Origin of the sequence: Microcystis sp. M169S2 (assembly GCF_020245865.1) — a bacterium.
GTDB lineage: Bacteria > Cyanobacteriota > Cyanobacteriia > Cyanobacteriales > Microcystaceae > Microcystis > Microcystis ichthyoblabe_A.
This window is the reverse complement of the sequence record NZ_JADBUB010000107.1, coordinates 32,417-54,602: the sequence shown is the minus strand read 5'-3', so window position 1 is coordinate 54,602 and position 22,186 is coordinate 32,417. Positions and strand designations below refer to the sequence as shown.

At 43.3% G+C, this 22,186-nt stretch carries 20 protein-coding genes; 12 read left to right on the top strand and 8 right to left on the bottom strand.

Annotation, left to right across the window (positions count from 1 at the left end; all coding sequences use genetic code 11):
• Positions 1-632: 632 nt before the first annotated feature.
• Positions 633-1,601 carry an integron integrase gene (locus IM485_RS11415; RefSeq protein ID WP_287743118.1) on the bottom strand — a complete coding sequence of 323 codons (969 nt, stop codon included), beginning with the start codon at positions 1,599-1,601 and terminating at the stop codon, positions 633-635.
• A 593-nt stretch (positions 1,602-2,194) separates the two neighbouring features.
• On the opposite strand from IM485_RS11415, the gene IM485_RS11410 reads away from it, so the two are divergent.
• Positions 2,195-5,959 carry an FAD-dependent oxidoreductase gene (locus tag IM485_RS11410; protein ID WP_287743116.1) on the top strand — a complete coding sequence of 1,255 codons (3,765 nt, stop codon included), beginning with the start codon at positions 2,195-2,197 and terminating at the stop codon, positions 5,957-5,959.
• A gap of 229 nt (positions 5,960-6,188) precedes the next feature.
• Here the strand turns inward: IM485_RS11410 and IM485_RS11405 are convergent, their stop codons facing one another.
• The 3 genes from IM485_RS11405 to IM485_RS11395 all read right to left on the bottom strand — a co-directional run bounded on the left by IM485_RS11405 (position 6,189) and on the right by IM485_RS11395 (position 10,228).
• Positions 6,189-8,399, bottom strand: a complete 2,211-nt coding sequence (locus tag IM485_RS11405) for an aromatic acid exporter family protein (protein WP_353846011.1) — start codon at positions 8,397-8,399, stop codon at positions 6,189-6,191.
• A gap of 55 nt (positions 8,400-8,454) precedes the next feature.
• Positions 8,455-8,631: a hypothetical protein gene (locus tag IM485_RS11400; protein ID WP_170915562.1), complete on the bottom strand. Its 177-nt coding sequence runs from the start codon at positions 8,629-8,631 to the stop codon at positions 8,455-8,457.
• A gap of 64 nt (positions 8,632-8,695) precedes the next feature.
• Complete coding sequence (locus IM485_RS11395) at positions 8,696-10,228, bottom strand: NHLP bacteriocin system secretion protein (protein ID WP_353846010.1); 1,533 nt, start codon at positions 10,226-10,228, stop codon at positions 8,696-8,698.
• Between the two features lie 573 nt (positions 10,229-10,801).
• Here IM485_RS11395 and IM485_RS11390 point away from each other — a divergent pair.
• From IM485_RS11390 to IM485_RS11345, 10 genes are all read left to right on the top strand, one after another.
• Entirely contained in the window at positions 10,802-11,404 is a 603-nt protein-coding gene (locus IM485_RS11390) for a DUF3782 domain-containing protein (protein WP_287743110.1), read from the top strand.
• A gap of 244 nt (positions 11,405-11,648) precedes the next feature.
• The gene (locus tag IM485_RS11385; protein WP_287743107.1) at positions 11,649-12,209 is read left to right on the top strand and encodes a DUF3782 domain-containing protein; all 561 of its coding nucleotides are present in this window, start codon (positions 11,649-11,651) and stop codon (positions 12,207-12,209) included.
• Positions 12,210-12,384: 175 nt separating this feature from the next.
• Positions 12,385-12,816, top strand: coding sequence for a hypothetical protein (locus IM485_RS11380; RefSeq protein WP_287743104.1), 432 nt, complete (start codon positions 12,385-12,387; stop codon positions 12,814-12,816).
• A 57-nt stretch (positions 12,817-12,873) separates the two neighbouring features.
• The gene (locus IM485_RS11375; protein ID WP_287234226.1) at positions 12,874-13,263 is read left to right on the top strand and encodes a hypothetical protein; all 390 of its coding nucleotides are present in this window, start codon (positions 12,874-12,876) and stop codon (positions 13,261-13,263) included.
• Between the two features lie 3 nt (positions 13,264-13,266).
• Complete coding sequence (locus IM485_RS11370) at positions 13,267-17,136, top strand: tetratricopeptide repeat protein (protein ID WP_287743101.1); 3,870 nt, start codon at positions 13,267-13,269, stop codon at positions 17,134-17,136.
• 34 nt (positions 17,137-17,170) lie between these two features.
• On the top strand, positions 17,171-17,392 hold the full coding sequence (locus IM485_RS11365) for a hypothetical protein (protein ID WP_002736659.1): 222 nt from the start codon (positions 17,171-17,173) through the stop codon (positions 17,390-17,392).
• A complete protein-coding gene (locus IM485_RS11360; protein ID WP_002737575.1) occupies positions 17,370-17,627 on the top strand; it encodes a ParE family toxin-like protein in 258 nt (85 codons plus the stop codon). The genes IM485_RS11365 and IM485_RS11360 overlap by 23 nt, the downstream gene beginning before the upstream one ends.
• Positions 17,628-17,643: 16 nt before the next feature.
• On the top strand, positions 17,644-17,904 hold the full coding sequence (locus IM485_RS22725) for a tetratricopeptide repeat protein (protein WP_353846009.1): 261 nt from the start codon (positions 17,644-17,646) through the stop codon (positions 17,902-17,904).
• 230 nt (positions 17,905-18,134) lie between these two features.
• Positions 18,135-18,449: a nucleotidyltransferase domain-containing protein gene (locus tag IM485_RS11350; RefSeq protein WP_002737075.1), complete on the top strand. Its 315-nt coding sequence runs from the start codon at positions 18,135-18,137 to the stop codon at positions 18,447-18,449.
• Positions 18,446-18,646, top strand: coding sequence for a hypothetical protein (locus IM485_RS11345; RefSeq protein WP_287743099.1), 201 nt, complete (start codon positions 18,446-18,448; stop codon positions 18,644-18,646). Before IM485_RS11350 ends, IM485_RS11345 begins: the two co-directional genes overlap by 4 nt.
• 292 nt (positions 18,647-18,938) lie before the next feature.
• Here the strand turns inward: IM485_RS11345 and IM485_RS11340 are convergent, their stop codons facing one another.
• Positions 18,939-19,463 carry a DUF2062 domain-containing protein gene (locus tag IM485_RS11340; protein WP_287743097.1) on the bottom strand — a complete coding sequence of 175 codons (525 nt, stop codon included), beginning with the start codon at positions 19,461-19,463 and terminating at the stop codon, positions 18,939-18,941.
• A gap of 64 nt (positions 19,464-19,527) precedes the next feature.
• On the opposite strand from IM485_RS11340, the gene mnmE reads away from it, so the two are divergent.
• Positions 19,528-20,901, top strand: coding sequence for a tRNA uridine-5-carboxymethylaminomethyl(34) synthesis GTPase MnmE (gene mnmE / locus IM485_RS11335; protein WP_287743095.1), 1,374 nt, complete (start codon positions 19,528-19,530; stop codon positions 20,899-20,901).
• Between the two features lie 62 nt (positions 20,902-20,963).
• On the opposite strand, the gene IM485_RS11330 is transcribed toward mnmE, so the two are convergent.
• The 3 genes from IM485_RS11330 to IM485_RS11320 form a co-directional block, all read right to left on the bottom strand.
• The gene (locus IM485_RS11330) at positions 20,964-21,281 is read right to left on the bottom strand and encodes a DUF4164 family protein (RefSeq protein WP_079209767.1); all 318 of its coding nucleotides are present in this window, start codon (positions 21,279-21,281) and stop codon (positions 20,964-20,966) included.
• A 113-nt stretch (positions 21,282-21,394) separates the two neighbouring features.
• Positions 21,395-21,691 (bottom strand): polyhydroxyalkanoate biosynthesis repressor PhaR, encoded by a 297-nt coding sequence (locus IM485_RS11325; RefSeq protein ID WP_287743092.1) that lies wholly within the window; start codon positions 21,689-21,691, stop codon positions 21,395-21,397.
• A 113-nt stretch (positions 21,692-21,804) separates the two neighbouring features.
• Positions 21,805-22,113 (bottom strand): DUF4164 family protein, encoded by a 309-nt coding sequence (locus IM485_RS11320; protein WP_002760170.1) that lies wholly within the window; start codon positions 22,111-22,113, stop codon positions 21,805-21,807.
• Positions 22,114-22,186 lie beyond the last annotated feature (73 nt).

Sequence of the window (22,186 nt, the reverse complement as noted above, 5' to 3'; positions counted from 1 at the left end):
CTTGACTCATTTGATTTAAGTTGCTGGCAATGGCTTTCATCGTCATAAAAGCCGAGCTAAAGGCGATTAGCTCATTTAAGGGATAACTTCGACTCTCAACCCCCAAGCTCAGTAATTGCTTCTCAAGAGATTCAATTTCTTGGATGAGCAATCCTAACTTTGGTGGGTTGAGAATGACCTAGTCAGCGATCGCAGTTTGTTGTGCGGTCTCGCGTAGCGAGCGCGTTGCGACCGCTGGTAATTCATTTGGTTGCTAAAACTGTGGAAATTTGTTCGAGACTGGCAATCTTAACCGAGGCTCGCTCGACCCCGTGTCGGTTAAATGACAGTGACCACTGCACCTACTATCTAACAAAAATAGCATTTTCTGAATTAGAAATTATTTGTCTTGCTGACTTACTCAGAGTTTTATTATTATCTAACCACCAAAGCAAAATATGAGTATCTAGTAAATATTTTAAAATTACTCTCTTTCAAAACTGTTGATAATATCATCGGGTAAAACATCAAAATCATCAGCCATTTTTAGCTACTAATAATTAAGGTTCCAATATCGATAACGGTAGCAGTCATAATTTAATAATTCCCTGGTTTATTATGTAAATTATAGACTATCTGTCATTACCAATCAGTCAATCATCAAGGGGACTTCTCACACCTCTGCCACCTCTGGCTAAAACGTGGGTATAAATCATCGTCGTCCTCACATCTTTATGACCTAACAATTCTTGAACGGTGCGAATATCATAGCCATTTTGCAGTAAATGGGTAGCGAAACTATGGCGAAAGGTATGGCAACTGACTCGCTTAGGCACGCCGGATTGCTGAACGGCTTGTTTGAGAGCTTTTTGGATGGTGCTTTCGTGGAGATGATGGCGGCGGGTTTCGCCGGAACGCGGGTCTTGGGATAGGGTGTAGGAGGGGAAAATATACTGCCAAATCCATTCACGGTCAGCTGTTGGATATTTTTGCGCCAGGGCGTAGGGCAAATAAACAGAACCGTAACCTCTTTCCAAGTCTTGTCGATGTAGGCGTTGTACAGTTTGGAGATGTTCTTTGAGAGAGGCTTGAATGCGTTGGGGTAGGGGGGTTACGCGGTCTTCTTTGCCTTTGGTATCGCGGATAATCAGTTGATTTTGAGCAAAATCCACGTCCTTGACTCGCAAATTGAGGGCTTCGGCTAATCTCAACCCGCTACCATAAAGCAGTTGAACGATAATATGCTCTACACCACTGAGGTGCTTCATGACGTTTTGCACTTCTTCTTTGGTGAGGACGGTGGGCAGACGTTTGTGACTTTTTGCCCGTAAATATGTACCGATATTTTCCAGTTCAATTTTAAGAACTTCTCGATAAAGGAAAAGGATGGCGTTGAGGGCTTGGTTTTGGGTGGCGGCGGCAACGTTTTTATCAACGGCAAGATGGGTCAAAAAGGCTCTAATTTCTTCACCCCCCATTTCACGGGGATGTTTTTTCTGATGGAAGAGCAGATAACGCTTAATCCAGTCCAGATATGTTTGTTCGGTGCGGTAGGAGTAGTGTTTGAGGCGAATGGTTTCACGCACTACGTCTAGGAGTTTTCGGGGTGCGGGAGGGTTCATCACAGAGTACGCTAATCGGCATAACACGCTTATTGTAATATTATACGGAAAACTTCTCGCGATCACTCTATTTGAGCGTAATATACGGAAAGATTCTTTAAAAAGTGCGTATTTAGCGTGATATACGGAAAATTTCCGCATAATATATAGTTAGGTTCTACGTGAACCCATCATGGGCTATATCAAATCGTAGTCCCCTAGCATTCGATGTTCAACCTTCTTTCGATATTCAAACTTCGGCGTTGCTGAATCAAGGTATGAATGACAACCTTGGACCTATCCAAAAGTTAGTTTGGGTCTAGGTTTTAAAAATCCCACAAAAGAAGATTCATATCTCAAATCAGCAACGCCCAAACTTCTAAAGATCAAACCTTGAACTTATGAGCTACCTCTCCTTTCACTCACCCTCATCGGCATCCCCCCCGGTTACTGCTAACGTTGGCTCCTTGCGATCGGCGTTTTCTCGCTGGGTGTTGAGGAATTATGGTTCGGACTATCGTTTTACTGTCAGTAGGCAGCGCAGCCGTGAGAATGCACAGCGATTTCAGCAGACATTTGAGGCTTGCAGTCGAGAGAACCCTACCGATCATCCGATGGTTGGTATTGTCGGCGGAGGTTTTGCTGGACTCTTCGCAGGGTTAATCCTGCGATCTCTCGGCATTGAGTGCGACATCTTTGAAAGCAGCGACCGGGTTGGGGGGCGGATCGACACCTGGTATTCCTCAGATTACGATCCGAATGACATGGAAAAGGCCGGTCTTTACGGTGAAGTCGGCGGTATGCGGCTGCCGCAATTTTCCGCAGATATGCTGCCAGTGCAACAAGTGGCGCTTGCTGTCAATGCTGTACTGGATCGCAACGGTTTAGGTGACAAAAAAGTCTACTGGCGGAAGTTCTATTACAACTCGCCCCAACAAAGACTCCGGTACAACAATATGCCAACGTTCACCACCAGCAGCCAGTCGGTGCTGAACGGGTTCAACTTTGGTCAATCAACTGGTGGCGACGTGCCCGACATTTGGCTGACACCCAAACTAGACTCCCAGAAAAATCAGTATTTGCCCATTAACCAGGTACTAGACCAAGTTAACAAGCCGTTCCTTGATGCCATCAACCGTTCCTTCGCGGAAGGCTTTGAACTGTTAATGCAATTTGACCAGTACTCGATGTGGGACTATCTCACCACCCAGTTTCGGTTGGGTGATATGGGCGAATACTACGATCCACAGATGGGTACCAAGAACGACCTGCTGCCGTGGTCGGTCGCCAGTTTCCTAGAAACCACCAATGTTGGCAGCGGTATGTATGCAGTGTCATTTGTAGAGATGGTGATAGCTGTATACGATTGGGGCGGCAGCAAAGATCCCTATCGACCCGGGGATAATGCCATCTATATGTTGACGGTTGATAAGGGAATGCAGCATTTTCCCGATGCCTGTCGCATTGTCCTCGATCTGGCGGATGCAGTGTCAAGCAAGGATGGTCAGATCGCACAGATACAGGTCGGAATGCTCCCGGCAAAACCGGATGGTTCCTATACTTACAATCCACCAAATCTGACCCCAGATGCCGAACCACCCCATGCCAAGGACAGCCAGAATGTACAAACTGCTGGGTCCAGCCCGCCAGAACTTGTTAGTGCCAACCAGCGCCAGCGGGTCTACCTGCGGCACAAGGCGGTGTCATTGCAGCACGATGCCGAGCTATATGATGGTCATGGTGGGATGCGGTTGGTCGTTCGCGACCTTGCTACCACACAGGATTCAGAACATGTATACCCTTATGCGATCGCCACATTACCCAACGGCTGCTACCTGAATGGCGCAGATCGGCTGAACCTGCTCAATAGTCTTTCCTTTGCCAAGGCGCAGGCAATCCGCGAATCCAACTATATGAGTGCATTCAAGGCATTTTTGACCTTCAAAAAACAGTTCTGGATTGAAGCCGGAGAGCGACAGGGGGGATACGGTGCTGCTGCCACCGACCGACCCAACCGCCAGATCATCTATCCATCCTATGGATACAATGCCCAGCAGGGCGTTCTACAGATCTATTGTTGGGCGATGGATGCCCGCAAACTTGGAGCGCTAAGCGATCGCGAACGTATCGAAGAATGCCTTAAAGGAATTCAGTATCTCTACCCAGATGTGGATGTTTACGAACACTTTGCCGGATACGACGACGGTAGAACCACAAAAACCTGGTTTTGGGACGAACACGCTGGGGGTGGCGCATTTGTGCTGTTTAACCCCAATCAATTTAAGTATCTCTACCCCACCCTGTTAACTCCAGAATTCGATGGCTGCCTCAACTTTGCTGGGGAGGGTTGCTCTGTGCATCACGGCTGGATCGTCGGCGCGCTGGATTCAGCCTATAACGCTGTACTGAATATCCTCCAGCAGGCGGGTGCAAAGGAGAAAATTCAACAGATGAAGGAGATCTGGGGTACTTACACAACACCCGATATCGAAGGCGATCCTAGTACCGCAAACCAGATGAGTTATGCCTATCAATACAATCTGGTGGATCGCAATGCGGCGGCAGTGCCACCCAATGGCGATCGCAGCATTTATGGGAATACAAATTACGTTTTTGAAGGTCTCGTCCCTGCATTCATTGCCGACTACAACACAGTGCCACAGACTATGAAAGCAACGACACAGGACAAGCAAGTCCTCAAGATGTTGAATGCACTGTGGGACGATAACGTGGCGCAGCGGGCGAAATTACCACCGAAGCCTATCCGCACGGACAATGCGGTAGATATGTTAGAAGACATCTATTATGGCAACAATTTCCAGGCTATTCCCGCTCCAGAGTTCTGGCTGAAGGACGACGATGAATTCGCACGCCAGCAGTTAGCCGGTTTCATGCCGAACCTGCTGACACGAGTAAATGTATCTGAGGTCAAACAGCTTATCGCCACGGCTGAGGTACCTAACCCGGAAGACCTGGGGCCAATCGAGAATGTTCAGTACATCGCAGATTATCGTCGTTACTTGTCAGCATGTACAGTAATTCCCGAAGGCTACTACCTCGCCAAGCCAATCGTATTTTTCACAGTCACAGCGCAAAACGAACTGATGCCGCTGGGCATCCAGCTTGAATTGGGCGGCGAGCTATTCACCCCCAATATGACTAATGCCGCCAATGCCTGGTTGCTGGCAAAAATGCAAACCAATTGCGCCGGACAAACCCTCCATGATGTTGGCTTTCATCAATTGCTGACCCACCAGATCTGTGCGATGGTGTCGATCTCATTGTTCTCGGAAGAGGTATTCAACCCACTCACCGAACCTGTTTCCAGCGAACCGTTCCAGCAACACCCTGTGTTCAAATTGCTGAGTCCTCATGTCGTCAAGACAGTCGAGTTCCAACAAACCATCTATAATCATGACTACGATCCGACAGCCCAACCATTCCCCACAACCCGAACTATCAATGGCACTCCCGGCGTATACAACATCGGCTTCATTTACGATTTAATCTTCTCTTGCGGTCGTATTGGCAACTATCAATTGCAAAATCGGATTTACAACGATAGTGATTTTCGTTTCCTAGATCTAGCAATTCCGATCGATGCTGCGAAACGTGGGGTTTCCGAAACACCGTTTTCCTACCCCTATGTGCACGATGCCAGCTTGTGGTTCAAAGCAATCTTCAGGTTCGTCAACGCATTTGTCAATGTGCAATATCCGGGGGGAGATCGCGAGATTGCAGCAGATGTGCAACTGCAACGATTCTTCGATAAGTTAATCCCGTCATTCAACTATATCGACGGCAACCGTCGGGCGCAGCGATTCCCCAGCGAGGTCAAGACCGCTGACTGCCTAAAGCAAGTGCTAACGATGTTTATCTGGCAGTTCTCTGTACAGCACACCGTGGTCAATGACGGTGCCTACAATCACGCTGCATTCGTACCGAACGCCTCCACCCTAATGTACGCCCCCCCGCAAGGCAAATCCTCTGCTGAATGGACATCCGCCGATGTATTGTTCTGTCTTCCATCACAAACTGCGACCTATGAGGATATCGGGAACATGACTTTTATGGATGTCCAGATCAACGCATCGGTTACTGGGCAGGGTCCTTATCCTGAAACCGTCTTTGGTCGAGGTGTGCTGGAGCCATCCATTGATGTGCTACAGGATAGCTATGGTTTTGTCGTACCAGCACTACGCGACATCGTTGACAGTTTTTACCAAGACGTGCGCGAGGTGGGTCAGGCGATCCGCATCAGACAGGCAAAGGACATCGCCCGGTACCTCGAACTGTATCCAAACGCCGATGCGGTGCCAGAGACGGTTGTGTTTGACCTGATCTCGCCCGTGAACGTGATGAATACGATCCAGACCTAACAAGCGCGCTGCACCGGAACGGACAAATATGGTCGGTTGAGTTTAAAGGTTTTTTGTGTCCGGTGAGCGCGACCGTTAGTGCGATCGCCGATCTTGTAGGGTGTGTTACGGCGAATTATTAATTTTAGTTTTTTGACTAAATTGATAGCCGCCTAACGCACCCTACACTCTACTGAATATACAGCCCTAAGAGCAGAAATCCTTCAGGCTGATAATATTTGCCTATTACCTATTGGGTGTAGGCAGGTAAGTCTTGACTCATTTGATTTAAGTTGCTGGCAATGGCTTTCATCGTCATAAAAGCCGAGCTAAACGCGATTAGCTCATTTAAGGGATAACTTCGACTCTCAACCCGCAAACTCAGTAATTGCTTCTCAAGAGATTCAATTTCTTCGATGAGCAATCCTAACTTTGGTGGGTTGAGAATTACCTGGGCAGCGATCGCCTCAGCAATTTCATCAAAAGCGATCGCAGTCTTTTTTGCAATCGCTTGTAATTCAGGTAAAAACTTTTGTCGTATCGGTTCAGGAAGCGGTTGCTGTAGCACATCTTGTAAAGCATCCAGTTGAGCCGAGAGTTTTTGTTCGTAGCCAATGGAGAAATTCCAAAAATTTTGGTGTTTGGTTGCTAAAACTGTGGAAATTTGTTCGAGACTGGCAATCTTAACCGAGGCTGGATGTTGAGCGATCGCCACTGTGATGGCCTGCTTCAGTTGGGCGATATCTGACGGTGGTATCGTATCCTGAAAATAGCCTGACAGCAGTTTTTGATATAGCTGTCCCATTTTCTTAAAAGTCACAGAAAAATCTGTTTCCAGTTGGTTTGTAGCCGATTTTGTCATAAATACAGTGGTCAGCAACACCCCCAGAAACGCGCCTACGGGAACTGAAATCAGTGCAGCCCAAATTCCTTGCTCGAAAAAAGGAAAAATATCCTTCCCGATGGCATCGGCTGCTACAATCGCACCGATGCGAGCGATCGGCGTAAACCCCAGCCAAGCACAACTGAAGTAGGCGAAAAAATAAGCCAGACTGCTACTAAAAGGATTATAACCAAAGGACTTGACCAACAGGTAAATACAGAGAATCGTCAAACTCAAGGAAACAGTGGCCGCCCAACCGATCGCGATCGCTCGCCCCCTTGTCGGTTGAATGACAGTGACCACTGCACCTATTATCACAATATCTGCCACTTTTTCGTAAGCAGAAGGATAGGGAAACTCGATGTGACGAATAATAGCCAGTAACAAACCAATAACCAGGCCAAGACTGACAATTTCTCTCAGGCGTTTTAGGGATATAGGGGCCCATTTGGGAAAGGTAATCAGGTGTCTTCGCCTGAAAGTTGCAGTTACTTTCGTTTTATCGATTATCCTGCCTCCTAATCCCTCGCATTGTTGGATAAATCGAGATACAAGTTGAATAAATTGATAAAACTGTAGTGATTCTTGAACATCATACCGATCAATCTCTCCACTTGTTCGGAGATGATCAAGTTTACCCCCAATATTCGCTAAATCTTCTTCTAATTCTGTCAGGTAAGGGGTAGCTAAGATTTTTTTGGCGTTACTCAGATCCCTCAAGCTATCAAAGCTGTCGGTAAGATGAGTCGCCAATTGGTGAAATTCCGCCCTGAACTGACGCACTAAATTTTGTTCATGCTTTTCGCCCTTAAAAGCCATCAGATCAGCTAATTGTCGAGTCAATTGGTTCTGAATTGCCAAGATTTCACTCCAATTTTCTGCCACCAATATCTCACTACCGAATTCATGGGTTGCTTTTGTGAGCATTGAAAGGCTAGTTTGTGTTGATTTTTTAATCTGATTGAGTAAGTTAAGCTCGTTCTGCTCAATAGAAAGAGAATAATCCCGCTCCTCGACCTCAGTTTTTAAGTGGCGATCGAGGATTTTTTGGAACAAGTGCGGTATATCTTGAAGGATTCCCATCAAGTTCCGGTTGAGATCGGATCGAGTATTCTGGGGCCAAAATAGTAAGGCCACAGCAATTCCCACAGCGATTCCGATCCAGTTATCGATCAGGCGCGATCGCAAATAGAGCCAGATATCTTGTTGTGCTGATGTTCCTACCACTCTCATGGCAATTAAAGCGCCCAGTAGTGTGGCTTGGGAATAAGCGGCTTGCCATCGGTAAGTTTCACAGATCAGGGCGGCTAAAATGTAGGTGAGAGAGGGAATGACAAAAAAACTTGAGCCTTGGATTCCGTAGGCGTTCACCAGGATAGCGGCAATGATTCCCCCCAAAGCACTTCCCCCCAAACGCCCCAAACCAGCAGCGATCGCACCTCCCATGGATGGCTCAATCAGTACAGAGACATACCCAAAGACGGGATAAACAAAGTTGTCTAATACATTTCCTCGGTGCCAAAAGAAACTCGTTAAGAGAGCAGCACCTAGGGAAAACTTCAATCCCTGTCTGATCATTAGCCCGTTTTTACTGTCCAAGGTATCTCTATATCCTTTTTCGGCTTACTCATTGTTACTCATTAATCGCTCGCTCAATCCCATATAAAATTAGTGCCAAAAACGTCACCAACCAAAACCAAAGCTGAGGAGGCTCACTATGGATCAAGATTACTAAGACAAACGCTGCGGCGATAATCCACCACTTAAACCACCAAGTCCACCATTGAGAACGTCTTTTCGGATTTTCCATATTAGCTTTAACCGTTTATTCTAGTCGTTGTTTCTTTCAGCTACTTACGCTCGCAAGATTGTGGTTAACGGTCGTACACCCCTGTAATCCAGCGAAAAGCAGGGGTTATATAACTCACTAAAGAACGCTCTTCTACCACGGCATGGACATCTGCGGTAGTCCCGTTGGTAATTGTTTGGGGAGCTCCCTTGGCTTGGGTCCAGTAAAAACCACTCGGTGTATTGCGATCGACCTTCAGCGCTAAAGTGGCTTTGATAACACTTGCATTGACGGGTATAGGCTTATCGCGATCGTCTTCATCTCTACCCAGAAACAGCTTGCTGGCCAGTTCATGACTTCCCACTATATTTGCCAGTTCTGCCACAGTTACCGGCTGCTGATCGACGGTAATTACCTTAGCGACGATACCCCCATAGCGTTCGCGATCATAGAGATCGGGAACGACTTCTACTTCCTTGCCCGGTTCTAATCGTTTAGCATCACCACTCTTAAACAAGGCCACCACGTTGGTCTTGGCCTTTAGATTGGAGACTTCTAACGTACCGATGCGCCCCCCCGGAGCCAGGACTTCCCCCGGATTAACAGATAAGTCTAAAATCTGGCCGTTGTACAGACTCACTACATTTTTGTTGGCTTGAATGGTGGTTTTTAACGTATTAATCTCTCGTTGCTGGTCAGCGATCGCATTGTAACGAAGAATATCACTGGCTGTATCTTGCAGGTCTATTTGCCGTTTTTCTGTGTTTAGTATATTATTCTGGGCCGTCAATGCGTTCATCTGCGCTCGCAGGCTTTCATCAACCCCCTTCAGGCGATCGAGTTCTATTTGGACGCGATTGATACTATTAGAAGCCTCTAGATTATTGAACTGAAACAAATAGGAGGGAAAATCTAGCTTGGCGACAGCCCCCTCTTCGATAAGTTTATCGTAGGCGGCTAGTCTTTCATCCGTTGAGTTCTGGAAATTTTTAAGATATCGAGCATGGGAGAGATAGGCTTCTCGCTGTTTTTGATTACTGGATAATTGAACTTGAAGTGCTTTAATCTGAAGCTGATTGGCCTTTTGCTGGCGATCTATTGAGGCTGCATTCAATTGGCGACGACTCACTTCAATAGAGTCCACTCTTTTATCCTGCTGCTTGAGATCTGCTAACCTATCCTTTTTATCCTTTAATTCTGTTTCTAATTCAGGAAACTCTAAAGTTGCCAGTAACTGCCCTTTTTTGACAGAATCTCCCGGTTGAATCAGGAGGGTTAACACCCGCCCACCTTGACGGGGTTCGATATTAACAATAGAACGAGGAATCAAAATGACCGCTCGTCCTTGAACAGGAGTCGGAATCTTACCAACTATCGCCCAATAACTCAGTCCTCCGAGCAAAAGACCCACCGGCATTAAGCGCAGGATTATCTCCCCTAATCTTCCTGTTGGCTCCGAATATTTAAACGGTTTTTCCGAATCAATTTTAGGAGCAATTCCCGTTTTTATTTGATTATCATCCTGACCTTCTATCCTAGCCTGCGTTGTTTTCTTCGCACCCATATCTGGCTGCTGATGATTCTGATCAGACATAGATTCGGCTTGATTCTTTGCCATTGTACTGAAATGAGTAAAAATCACTTAATTTGTAACATGATAAACATTCAGAGGATATTACTTTAGACTAGAAAAATCCTCTGAAAAAATCGCTCAAGCTATTTTTGACATAAGATAACTAGGCTACCTCGAAAGATTTACCGAAGGCTCAAACCTTTAAAATTTCCTGTAAGAAACCTAATAAAGTAGCATACTTGATGTGACCTAAAACAACCTAATTAGGGATCAAGTGTTTGAGTCCAACACTCCGACTAGAGAGATAATCTATCGAACGAGTTTACACCATTCCAGCTTTTAACTTACATAAGGCGTATAGCTTTATTGTAACCGTTCAGGGGGGGGATGTCAAGCCGCCAGTGGCATTGACTCAGTGGAAGGACTCTCCAGGGGCAGCAGAGAGGGAGAAGAACTGCCTTTCCTAGAGCCATGGATACTACTCTCTGACAGTAGCCGCTCTTTTCTGCGTCTTTTTAGATTACTAGATTTTGTCCCCCCCTGAACGGTTACTTCAAGGGAGAAAAAGCGATCGGGCTATAATAGAGAAAATTTTATTTTAACTTGAGAAAATTCATTATGACAGCCACTATTGAAGACATTCGGGCAATACTAAAGGAATTGGCCCAATCCCAACAAGAGTTATCCCAATCCCAACAAGAGTTATCCCAAGCTCAAAAAGAGTTATCCCAAGCTCAAAAAGAAACGGATAAACAAATCAAGGAAACAGATAAGCAAATTAACAGAGTTAGTAAGCAGATTGGGGAGTTGGGCAATCGTTTAGGAGAGTTTGTCGAGTGGCAAGTGCGTCCTGCGGTGGTGCGTCTTTTTCAAGAGCGGGGCATTAATGTGCATGAGTTTCACCCTGGTATTTCGGTAAAACGGGATAATGAGGGTTTAGAGATTGATCTATTGGTAGTGAATGATACGGATGCCATTTTAGTGGAGGTCAAAAGTAAGTTAACTCAAAGGGATGTGGATGAGCATTTACAATGTTTGGCCAAGTTTAAGCGGTTAATGCCTCGTTTTCGAGATGTAAAGGCTTTGGGAGCGGTGGCAGCGATGATTGTTCCCGATGAGGTGGCGAGTTACGCTTGTCGTCAGGGTTTGTTTGTGTTGGTGCAGTCAGGGGAAAATGTAATAATTTTAAATGATGCGGAGTTTACGCCCCGGGTTTGGTAGGTTTAGCTTTTTCTCGAAATCTTCTAGGTTCTGTGTGATCAGTTTAACTTACATAGGATCGATCTTTGTGTCCTTTGTGTCTTTGTGGTTCCTTCCACTCACTCCCTAGGAGAGATGTATCTTAGAATACATTTTACCCACCAAACCTGGGAGAGCCGATTCCATTCCTGCCAATAATCAACGCTAAAATTATACTAAATCCCTTGAGTATAGGCTACATCACTTTAACCTGAGAAAATTCATTATGACAGCCACTATTGAAGAGATTCGGGCAATACTAAAGCAATTAGCTCAATCCCAACAAGAGTTATCCCAATCCCAACAAGAGTTATCCCAAGCTCAAAAAGAAACAGATAAGCAAATTAACAGAGTTAGTAAGCAGATTGGGGAGTTGGGCAATCGTTTAGGAGAGTTTGTCGAGTGGCAAGTACGTCCTGCGGTGGTGCGTCTGTTTCAGGAGCGGGGTATTGATGTCCATGAGTTTCACCCCGGCATTTCGGTAAAACGGGATAATGAGGGTTTAGAGATTGATCTATTGGTAGTGAATGATACGGATGCCATTTTAGTGGAGGTCAAAAGTAAGTTAACTCAAAGGGATGTGGATGAGCATTTACAACGTTTGGCTAAGTTTAAGCGGTTAATGCCTCGTTTTCGAGATGTAAAGGCCTTGGGAGCGGTGGCAGCGATGGTGGTTCCCAATGAGGTGGCGAGTTACGCTTGTCGTCAGGGTTTGTTTGTGTTGGTGCAGTCAGGGGAAAATGTAATAATTTTAAATGATGCGGAGTTTACGCCCCGGGTTTGGTAGGTTTAGCTTTCGTTCCACCCCCTCGCTAGGAGGAATGTATCTTAGAATACATTTTACCCACCAAATCCAAGAGAGCCATGAGAGTGAAGAGATTGAAAATTTAGAGATTTTATTTTTCTCCAAACGTTGAGAGTCTCAAACCCAATTTGAATTACTATTAGAGGAAAATTTAAAAATGACTGAGCCATTAACAGCAGGTTTACTTATCACCTTAGCAGTACAAGAGTTTGTGAAGTCTGGGACGGGGGATTTAACGAAACGGTTTACGGCTGAAGCTTTGGCTAAGATTCCCATTTTATGGGGAAAGATCAAAACCCGATTAATGGGAAGATCGGCGAAAGTTAATGAAGCGATCGCCAAGGTTGAAGGCGGTGATAGTACAGCCGTTGAAACTTTAACTAAAAATTTGGATGTGATTTTAGATGAAGATCCTGCTTTTGCGAAAGAGTTAAAAGTTTTAGCGCAGACGATCCAAGCGGGTAAAATTCAGGATAATAGTAGTATGATTCAAAATAATTCTGATAATGCTAAGGGCTGGCAGACAAAAGTTGAAGGGGGAACTGCCTATATTGGGAGGATTCATCTTGCCAATATAGGCAGCAAATAACAATCGTAACACAGGATCAGAGGGCAAATTTTTTGGATATTATTAGAGGTAGTGTGTATGGATGTCAGGATTTCTTTTGAAGGAGCAACCACCGAGGATGATTCTTATCACCTAAAAAATCTTGCTCGACTAATTGAAGAAGAATGCGACTGTTCTGTAAGTATTGAAACCAGAGAAGCAGAGGTGGGAATCCGAGACGGTGGCTTGGCTATCGGTATAGCAATAGCATCTTTAGTATTAACAGGGATTCAAACCTTGGTTTCAGTTCTTCAATACTGGGAATCTCAACAAAGTCAATATTCTATATCTATCACTGTTGATGCCAATGGACAGCAAAAAAGATTTTTAATGAAAAATTTATCCTTGAAAGAAATTCAATCCTTGCTGTCTGAGATTAATTCTCAACCTCATCACGGAACAGTTAGCGTAAAAATATTAAAACAGTAAACTATGGATATTTCAGAAAAACAGTCACAAAGAATTGCTGTTGCTATTTCTGCTATTAATAAAGGAGAACTAAATGCCGTTATTCCCGATGTTTCGCGGGTTCATGCTTGGTTAACAAATCCTGAGTTCGGCAATTGTAAAAGTAATGGACCAAAACCTTTACATGAGTGTCAAAGCAGGGCTAATTTTTCTGACTATTTTTTACCAATAATAGAAAAGTGGAACACTCAAGATCAACTAATTTTTTATTTCTCAGGACATGGAGACATGAGGGGAGAAATATATTGTTTAAAACTAGGAATAAATGATCGTGATTGGTTACCTTTTTCTAGCTTGATAGATGATTTACGTGCCTCTAAAGTTAATCGAGCAATCTTAATTCTTGATGCCTGTCATAGTGGTGCTGCAACTAAAGGAATTCGGTCTTCAGAATCATTAGTCTCGGAACTAGAAAAAAGCAATCAAAAACTTCCTAAAGGAATAGTTATTATTACTTCTTGTCAAGAAACTCAAGTATCCCGTGAAACAAACGAAGGAAACTATGGAATTTTTACAAAATTTTTATGTGAAGGAATAGAGAACGGAATGGAAGGCAACAGCAATAAGCCTTATATTTATGTCGGAGATATCGTTAATTATATAACAGGGAAAATTGAGAGAGATCCTATTTATTCCCAATTTAATCAGCGTCCAGAATTTAAAGTAATTAATGCTGATTCTGATATTTGGATTGCCAAAAACAAACACATCTTACAAGATAAATCTAAGGAAAATGAGCAACAAAACCGCGTTACTTCTTCTGAAGAATTAAAATTTCTTTATGAACAAATTCATCCAAATAGGCATCCATGCACGGAAGCGAGTCTTGATAAAATCGATTTAGAATTGATTAAAAAGTATGCAACAAGGATGGGATTATCTGAAGAAGATCAAAAGAATTTAGAAAAAATAGTTGATGAACTTAAACTTTATTCTCCTATTTACCATGAGGGAAAACAATATCTACATAAGGCAGCTGTATTATGTTTTCATCAAAACCCTGAAAGAATTTATCCTCAATGTAAATCTACTTTCGTGGACAGAACTAGAGGAAAAACTGCTTTTGAAAGGTATGATATTCATGGATCTTTGATTCATCAAATAGAAAAATTAGTTGAGCGAGTAAAACAAGCAACAAAAAAGATTTCATTTATTAACAAAAAAGGAATGCGACAAGAAATTGACGATATAGATTTGGAGGTGGCACGGGAGATAATTTCTAATGCGATCGCTCATAGAAACTACCAATTAAATAGTCATGTTCAAGTAATTATTACACCAGAAGCTCTTGAAGTAAAAAGCCCTGGTAATTTTCCAGATAATACATCTTGGGAAGAACTTATAAAGGAATCAACACCTGTATCAATTCCAATTGATGCGGCTATTGCTCAATATCTTTCTCAGTTGTCAGGATATGAAGGAATTGGTCAAGGTTTTACTTTATTCAAGCAATATATAGAAAACAATGGTTTAGACAGCCTAACTTGTAAGAAATTACGGGGAGAATATATATGTGTTAGTCTCTTACGTCGAAATGAGTTTAGTAATGAAATTTTGGAAAATAATATCGCCATCCCTACTTATACAGCAAATATCCCTAATAATCTAAATCGGGCGCGTACTGGGGCGGTTAATTTCGTGGGGCGTGAAGATGCAATGAAACAACTGCACCACCAGTTACAGCAACAAGAAAGAATTGCGATTACCGCCGTCGTTACGGGAATGGCAGGAGTGGGTAAGACAGAGTTAGCACTCCAGTATGCCCTACATCATCAGAAAAACTCAACTTATCCCGGCGGTATTTGCTGGATCGGGGTGCAAGGTGAAATGGTGGGGGTACAACTATTAGATTTTGCTAAGTCGCAGTTGGGCTTGTTTCCCCCTGAAGATTTGAATTTGCGGGGGCAATTGGATTATTGTTGGGCGAGATGGCAACCGCCGGGGGATGTACTGCTAATTTTAGATGATGTGCATCAGTATAAGGAAATTCAAGATTATTTGCCTCCCCAAGAACAACGATTTAAGGTGTTGATTACGACTCGGCAACAGTCCCTGGCAGCATCGTTTGAGCAGTTGCGCTTACCCGTTTTAAGCGAATCAGCCGCCCTTGCTTTACTGGAATCTCTGATTGGTGCGTCGCGTCTGCAAGCTGAATTAGAGGTAGGGAAGGGGCTATGTGCGTGGCTAGGATATTTGCCTTTAGGGTTGGAATTGGTAGGGCGTTTCCTCAAGCGGCGTACTAATTGGACGTTGGCAAAGATGCAGCAGCAGTTGATAGATAAGGGTTTACAGTTGTCTGCTTTGCAGAATCCTTCGGGAGATATGACGGCGCAAAGAGGGGTAGAGGCAGCTTTTGAGGTGAGTTGGGATGAGTTAAATCAGCCAGCGCGGGATTTAGGGTGTTTTCTCAGTCTCTTTGCTTTGGCTCCTATTCCTTGGCGGTTGGTGGTAGAAAGGTGTTTGTCTGCTGAAGATGAGGAGAAGTTGGAAGAGATTAGAGAGGGACAATTACTAAACCTCAATCTGTTGCAAGCAGTAGAAGGAGAAACTTATCAGTTTTATCCGTTGGTGCGACAGTTTTTTCAAGCTAAGTTAGCACTACGAGAGGATGGGGATGAGTTGAAACGCTCCTTTTGTCGGGGTATGGTGGAGGAGGCAAAGACTATTCCTCAGACTCCAACCAAGGAGCAAATAGAAGCCGTCGCCCTATCTATTCCCCACATTGCGGAGTCAGCGACAGCGTTGGAAAAATGGCTGGAGGGGGAGGATTTAATCCCGTCTTTTGGAGGATTGGGAAATTTCTATTATGGACAAGGATTGTACGAACAAGCTGAATTTTGGTATCAGCAATGTCTAGAAGTAACTCACCGCCGCTTGGGAAAAGAACATCCCGATGTAGCTACTTCTCTTAACAATCTAGCATTATTGTACGAATCCCAAGGAAGGTACGCAGAAGCTGAACCCCTCTATTTACAAGCTTTAGGATTGTATAAACGGCTATTAGGTGACAATCATCCCAATGTTGCGACTTCCCTCAATAATTTGGCAAACTTGTACGAATCCGAAGGAAACTACGCAGAAGCTGAACCCCTCTATTTACAAGCAATAGAGTTGTGTAAACGACTATTAGGGGAGAGTGATCCCAATGTTGCAACTTCCCTCAACAATTTAGCATTTCTGTACTATTCTCAAGGCAGGTACACAGAAGCGGAACCTCTCTATCTAGAAGCATTAGATTTGAGGAAACAACTATTAGGTGACAATCATCCAGATGTTGCTTCTTCCCTCAACAATTTAGCAGAATTGTACCGTTCTCAAGGCAGGTACACAGAAGCGGAACCTCTCCATCTAGAAGCATTAGATTTGTTAAAACGACTCTTAGGAGACAATCATCCCTCTGTGGCAACTTCCCTCAACAATTTAGCACTATTGTACCAATCCCAAGGCAGGTACACAGAAGCGGAACCTCTCTATCTAGAAGCATTAGATTTGAGAAAACGACTCTTAGGAGACAATCATCCCCATGTGGCAGCTTCCCTCAACAATTTAGCAGGATTGTACGATTCCCAAGGCAGGTACACAGAAGCGGAACCTCTCTTTTTACAAGCTTTAGATTTGAGAAAACGACTCTTAGGAGACAATCATCCCGATGTGGCAACTTCCCTTAACAATTTAGCATACTTGTACAAATCCCAAGGCAGGTACACAGAAGCAGAACCTCTCTATCTAGAAGCATTAGCAATTGCCGAGCAAGCTTTAGGGGAGAATCATCCTACTACTGTTAGGATTCGCGTAGGATGGGTTATTAACCTATCCGATAATACAACAATATAAAATAATACAATCACCTTCAATCAACCAAACAATCATGACTACACTCAAAGATATTGAATCCGCGATTCTCCAGTTGCCTGACGAAGAAATCCATCAATTATCAGCTTGGTTACAAGACTATCTTGATGATAGTTGGGACAAACAGATAAAAAACGATCTCGAATCAGGGAAACTCGATCGACTATTACAAAAAGTCAACAATGATATCAGTAACAATCAAGTTAAGCCTTTAGATGAAATCCTTAACAACTCCTGATTTTTGGCAATGTTATGCCAACTTACCTCCCTACATTAAGCAACAGGCAAAAAAAGCCTATCGTCTCTGGATTAGTAATGTTTTCCATCGATCATTACATTTCAAGAAAGTAGGGAAAAATGTCTGGTCAGTCCGAATAACTGAGAATTATAGAGCTTTAGCATTGAAAAAAGGTGAAGATTATTACTGGTTTTGGATTGGTTCTCATGATGAGTATGAAGAGTTAATTAAATAGAAGGAGAAAATTAACCATGCTAGAGCCTAAAGAATTTCGCAATATTATCCACCAATATTTTACTGAAGTTACCTCACAGGAATTTCTGGCAAATCAAAAAAAATACTGTCCAGAAATTTTTGAAGGCGATAACTATCCCAATATCACTGAAAATCTTAATAATTTAGCAAAACTCTACCACTCTCAAGGAAGATACGCGGAAGCTGAACCCCCTCTATTTACAAGCTTTAGCAATTGCCGAGCAAGCTTTAGGGGAGAATCATCCTGCTACTGTTAAGATTCGGGAAAACTTACAAACGCTGCGACAACAGCAACATCCATCGTCTTAACTGTGATCAATTTGACCATGGGATGGACTATAATTGATCATTGATGAAGACTTGCTGAATACAACACAATCATAGTATTCATTCAATCATTCAAATAACAGTTTAGACTTATTATGGAATTATGGGATGGACTATATTGTTAATATTGTTTTGCAGTACAAAAAGGTAATAAAAAATCATGGACAAACAACTATTACTCAATAAAATTAAACAAGCAGTACAAGCGATCGAACCACAAGCGCAAATATTTCTTTATGGTTCACGGGCGCGAAACGATGCTCAACCAGACTCTGATTGGGATATATTAGTATTAGTTGATGGGATCACTAACCCTACTCGCACATCTCAAATCCGTCGTCAAATTTATGAAATCGAATGGGAAACAGAAGAAGTTATTTGTACCATTGTTCGCAGCAAAAATCAATGGGAACATCCCTTATTACAAACTACTCCTTTCTGGCAATCAGTTAACAAAGAAGCTATTATGCTATGAGTAAAAATTCCCCTCACGATATCCGTAGTGAAATTATTTCAAAAGACTTTGGTGCAGTTTATAACGAATTGTTTGAATACCGTCTCGAAGCAGATTATACAGACTTTGCAGATTTTGATGAATTACAAGTTCTTCCTTTCATTGCAAAAGTGAGAGATTTTTTAAATATAATTTCAGACCTACTTCCTACTGATTAAATGACAAAAGTATTGTATGTCAATACATTAAGTAAAGAGCATCTCAATACACAAATGATTCGTAATAATTTACAAATGATGCGACAGTCACATCCATCGTCTTAACTGTGATTGATGGGATTATGGGATGGACTATAATTGATCATTGATGAAGACTTGCTGAATACAACACAATCATAGTATTCATTCAATCATTCAAATAACAGTTTAGACTTATTATGGGATTACCGTAGGTGCTTCTCCTCTATGCCTCTTAGATTACCAGATTTCGTCCCCCCTGAACGGTTACATTTTATCGGCGTTTTCTACCTGTTTGTCGCCGGTGATACCGTTGATGAACTAGGCGATAGCTAACAAAATAGGTTATCGTAGCAAATACCGTCGCTGATAGTAAGCAACCAAAAAACAGGGTCAAAAGAAATTGGCCGCCAGAACTAGCTAACTTTTCGGTGAAGCTTTGATTAGTTTGAAAAATGTCACCCACATTCGATCGCCCGCTTTGACCAAGAATAAACTCTCCCAATCTATAATTAAACAGGAAAATCGGCAGATCGGTCACGGGATTGCTGATATAAGTACCAGCAGCAGCGGCAATTTTGTTGGCACGAAATAGGGTAGCTAAAAAGATAGCGATGATGATTTGAAGGCCGATCCACGGGAAAAATCCCGAAAAAACTCCCAAGGCAAAACCCCTGGCAATTTCCCTAGGATGTCCTTGTAATCGCATTAAGCGAATATACCAATAGCGCAAAAATCGCAGTAAGCGATTACTTGAATATTTGCGGCTTTTTCTCGCTTTTAATGACCTTGAGCGCATATTTTCGGGATAAATGCTGACAAAATTGATCCTGACTTCAATTTTAGCAAGGAGTGATTAAGAGATGTTAAACACAGGGGATACGATCGCCGCTATCGCTACGGCGATCGTTCCAGAACAGGGTAGTATCGGTATTGTCCGTTTATCCGGTAGTGAGGCAGTGGCGATCGCTCGTCGGCTTTTCCATACCCGCAATCGTCAAAAATGGGAAAGTCATCGTCTTCTCTACGGTTATATCCGGCATCCCCACAGTCAGGCAATTATCGATGAAGCTTTACTGTTGCTCATGTTGGCTCCCCGCTCTTTCACCCGCGAGGATGTGGTGGAATTTCACTGTCATGGCGGCATTATGCCCGTACAACAGGTGTTACAGTTATGTCTAGAAAATGGGGCGCGTTTAGCCCAAGCGGGGGAATTTAGCCTGCGTGCCTTTCTTAACGGCAGAATTGACCTAACTCAAGCCGAAAGCGTCGTCGATCTCGTTGGGGCGCGTTCTCCCCAAGCGGCACAATTTGCCCTCGCTGGGTTGCAGGGGAAACTCGCGCAACCGATTCGGCATTTGCGCGCCACCTGTCTCGATATTTTGGCCGAAATTGAGGCTCGTATTGACTTTGAAGAGGATTTACCGCCCTTGGATCATGAGGCGGTTCTCCATAGCATAGAACAGGTTTTTTGTCAAGTAAATTTAATTTTAGCTACTGCCGAGCGCGGGGAATTGCTGCGTAGTGGTCTGAAAGTGGCGATCGTGGGACGGCCGAATGTGGGTAAATCCAGTTTGTTAAATGCTTGGAGTCGGAGCGATCGAGCGATTGTCACCGATTTACCCGGCACTACCCGCGATATCGTCGAATCTCAGCTAGTTGTGGCGGGAATCCCCGTACAAGTCCTCGATACGGCTGGAATTCGCTCGGCCAGCGATCGAGTCGAACAAATTGGGGTGGAACGTTCCCGCCAAACGGCCCGGTCTGCTGATTTAGTTCTCTTAACCGTCTCCGCAGAGTCCGGATGGACAGAGGAAGATGAGGAAATTTATCGCTCTGTCAGCGATCGCCGATTAATTTTAGTGATTAATAAAATTGATTTAGCTCATCCCGAAACGGTAATTTATCCAGCAGAAATTGAGCGAGTTGTCAAGCTTTCCGCCGCCCAAAATCAGGGTATTGAAGACTTAGAAAAAACTATTATTAATGCTGTCCAAAATCAAGAAATACAGGCGGCTAATTTGGATTTAGCCATTAATCAACGACAGGCGGCCGCTTTAACTAGGGCGAAAATTGCTTTGCAACAGGTCAAAAAAACAATTGACCAAAATTTGCCTTTTGATTTTTGGTCGATCGATCTGCGTACTGCCATTCAATCCTTAGGAGAAATTACCGGCGAAGAAGTGACTGAATCGGTACTTGATCGCATTTTTAGCCGTTTTTGTATTGGCAAGTAAGCAATTAGAAAATCTGGTCAACTGTGTTGGGTTAACTGTGGTCTTGTTGAGGATTGGAGAACTCAGATATTACTGGAAAAAAATACTTTCCAAGCGGCCGTAATAATGGCACTCCCCAAAAGGATGATCAATGTCCAGACCTGATTTTTTTGGGTTCCTTCCACTGATTTTAGCCGATTGTCGATGCCTTCGATTTTCTCGTCTAAAACTTTAATATCCCCTTTGATATCAGCTTGTCCTATCTCAAGTTTTGTTAAGCGATTATCTAATCGATCAAACCGTTCATCAATCTTATCGAATTTCTGGCTAACTTCCTTGATACTGTCTTTAATTTCTTTAAGTACGACATCAAGGGAATAAGTAACAGTTTCGTTAGACATTGGGTTAACTCCTATACTGCATCTGGTTGGATATAATTTTATCTTAAGTCTAGGCTTTTAAAAAATTTTCTTTCAGGAGGGGTTAACTGTAGTCTTGTTGAGAATTGAAGAACTCAGATATTGCCGGAAAAAAAGACTTTCCAAGCGGCCGTAATAATGGCACTTCCCAAAAGGATAATCAATGTCCAGACCTGATTTTTTTGGGTTCCCTCTACCGATATTAGCCGATTGTCGATGCCTTCAATTTTCCCGTCTAACACTTTAATATCCCCTTTGAGATCAGCTATTCCTATTTCTACTTTTGTCAAGCGTTCATCAATCTTATCGAATTTTTGACTAACTTCCTTGATACTGTCTTTAATTTCTTTAAGGACGACATCCAGGGAATAAGTGACAGTTTCGTTAGACATTGGCTAAACTCCTATACTGCATCTGGTTGGATATAATTTTATCTCAAGTCTAGGCTTTAAGAAAATTTTCTTTCAGGAGCGATTAACTGTAGTCTTGTTGAGAATTAGAGAACTCAGATATTACTGGAAAAAAATACTTTCCAAGCAGCCGTAATAATGGCACTTCCCAAAAGGATAATCAATGTCCAGACCTGATTTTTTTGGGTTCCCTCTACCGATATTAGCCGATTGTCGATGCCTTCGATTTTCTCGTCTAAAACTTTAATATCCCCTTTGAGATCAGTTACTCCTATTTCTAGTTTGGTTAACCGATCTTCTACCTTGTCAAATCTTTCGTTAACCCGCTTCTCAAGCGAGTCAATCTTCCCCTCAATCCTTGTGAGGACAGCTTCTAGGGAATAAGTAACAGTTTCGTTAGACATTTGGTAAACTCCTATACTGCATCTGGTTGGATATGATTTTATCTTAAGTCTATGCTTTAAGAAAATTTTCTTT

Excerpts from the sequence above, each read along its gene's own strand:
- IM485_RS11380 (WP_287743104.1), top strand. The coding sequence starts at position 12,385 with ATGACTGAGCCATTAACAGCAGGTTTACTTATCACCTTAGCAGTACAA.
- IM485_RS11405 (WP_353846011.1), bottom strand. The coding sequence starts at position 8,399 with ATGATCAGACAGGGATTGAAGTTTTCCCTAGGTGCTGCTCTCTTAACG.
- IM485_RS11340 (WP_287743097.1), bottom strand. The coding sequence starts at position 19,463 with ATGCGCTCAAGGTCATTAAAAGCGAGAAAAAGCCGCAAATATTCAAGT.
- IM485_RS11360 (WP_002737575.1), top strand. The coding sequence starts at position 17,370 with ATGAAATCCTTAACAACTCCTGATTTTTGGCAATGTTATGCCAACTTA.
- IM485_RS11345 (WP_287743099.1), top strand. The coding sequence starts at position 18,446 with ATGAGTAAAAATTCCCCTCACGATATCCGTAGTGAAATTATTTCAAAA.
- IM485_RS11365 (WP_002736659.1), top strand. The coding sequence starts at position 17,171 with ATGACTACACTCAAAGATATTGAATCCGCGATTCTCCAGTTGCCTGAC.
- IM485_RS11370 (WP_287743101.1), top strand. The coding sequence starts at position 13,267 with ATGGATATTTCAGAAAAACAGTCACAAAGAATTGCTGTTGCTATTTCT.
- mnmE (WP_287743095.1), top strand. The coding sequence starts at position 19,528 with ATGTTAAACACAGGGGATACGATCGCCGCTATCGCTACGGCGATCGTT.
- IM485_RS11320 (WP_002760170.1), bottom strand. The coding sequence starts at position 22,113 with ATGTCTAACGAAACTGTTACTTATTCCCTAGAAGCTGTCCTCACAAGG.
- IM485_RS11395 (WP_353846010.1), bottom strand. The coding sequence starts at position 10,228 with ATGGCAAAGAATCAAGCCGAATCTATGTCTGATCAGAATCATCAGCAG.
- IM485_RS11330 (WP_079209767.1), bottom strand. The coding sequence starts at position 21,281 with ATGTCTAACGAAACTGTTACTTATTCCCTTGATGTCGTACTTAAAGAA.
- IM485_RS11390 (WP_287743110.1), top strand. The coding sequence starts at position 10,802 with ATGACAGCCACTATTGAAGACATTCGGGCAATACTAAAGGAATTGGCC.
- IM485_RS11400 (WP_170915562.1), bottom strand. The coding sequence starts at position 8,631 with ATGGAAAATCCGAAAAGACGTTCTCAATGGTGGACTTGGTGGTTTAAG.
- IM485_RS11415 (WP_287743118.1), bottom strand. The coding sequence starts at position 1,601 with ATGAACCCTCCCGCACCCCGAAAACTCCTAGACGTAGTGCGTGAAACC.
- IM485_RS11385 (WP_287743107.1), top strand. The coding sequence starts at position 11,649 with ATGACAGCCACTATTGAAGAGATTCGGGCAATACTAAAGCAATTAGCT.
- IM485_RS11325 (WP_287743092.1), bottom strand. The coding sequence starts at position 21,691 with ATGTCTAACGAAACTGTCACTTATTCCCTGGATGTCGTCCTTAAAGAA.
- IM485_RS11410 (WP_287743116.1), top strand. The coding sequence starts at position 2,195 with ATGGTTGGTATTGTCGGCGGAGGTTTTGCTGGACTCTTCGCAGGGTTA.
- IM485_RS22725 (WP_353846009.1), top strand. The coding sequence starts at position 17,644 with ATGCTAGAGCCTAAAGAATTTCGCAATATTATCCACCAATATTTTACT.
- IM485_RS11350 (WP_002737075.1), top strand. The coding sequence starts at position 18,135 with ATGGACAAACAACTATTACTCAATAAAATTAAACAAGCAGTACAAGCG.
- IM485_RS11375 (WP_287234226.1), top strand. The coding sequence starts at position 12,874 with ATGGATGTCAGGATTTCTTTTGAAGGAGCAACCACCGAGGATGATTCT.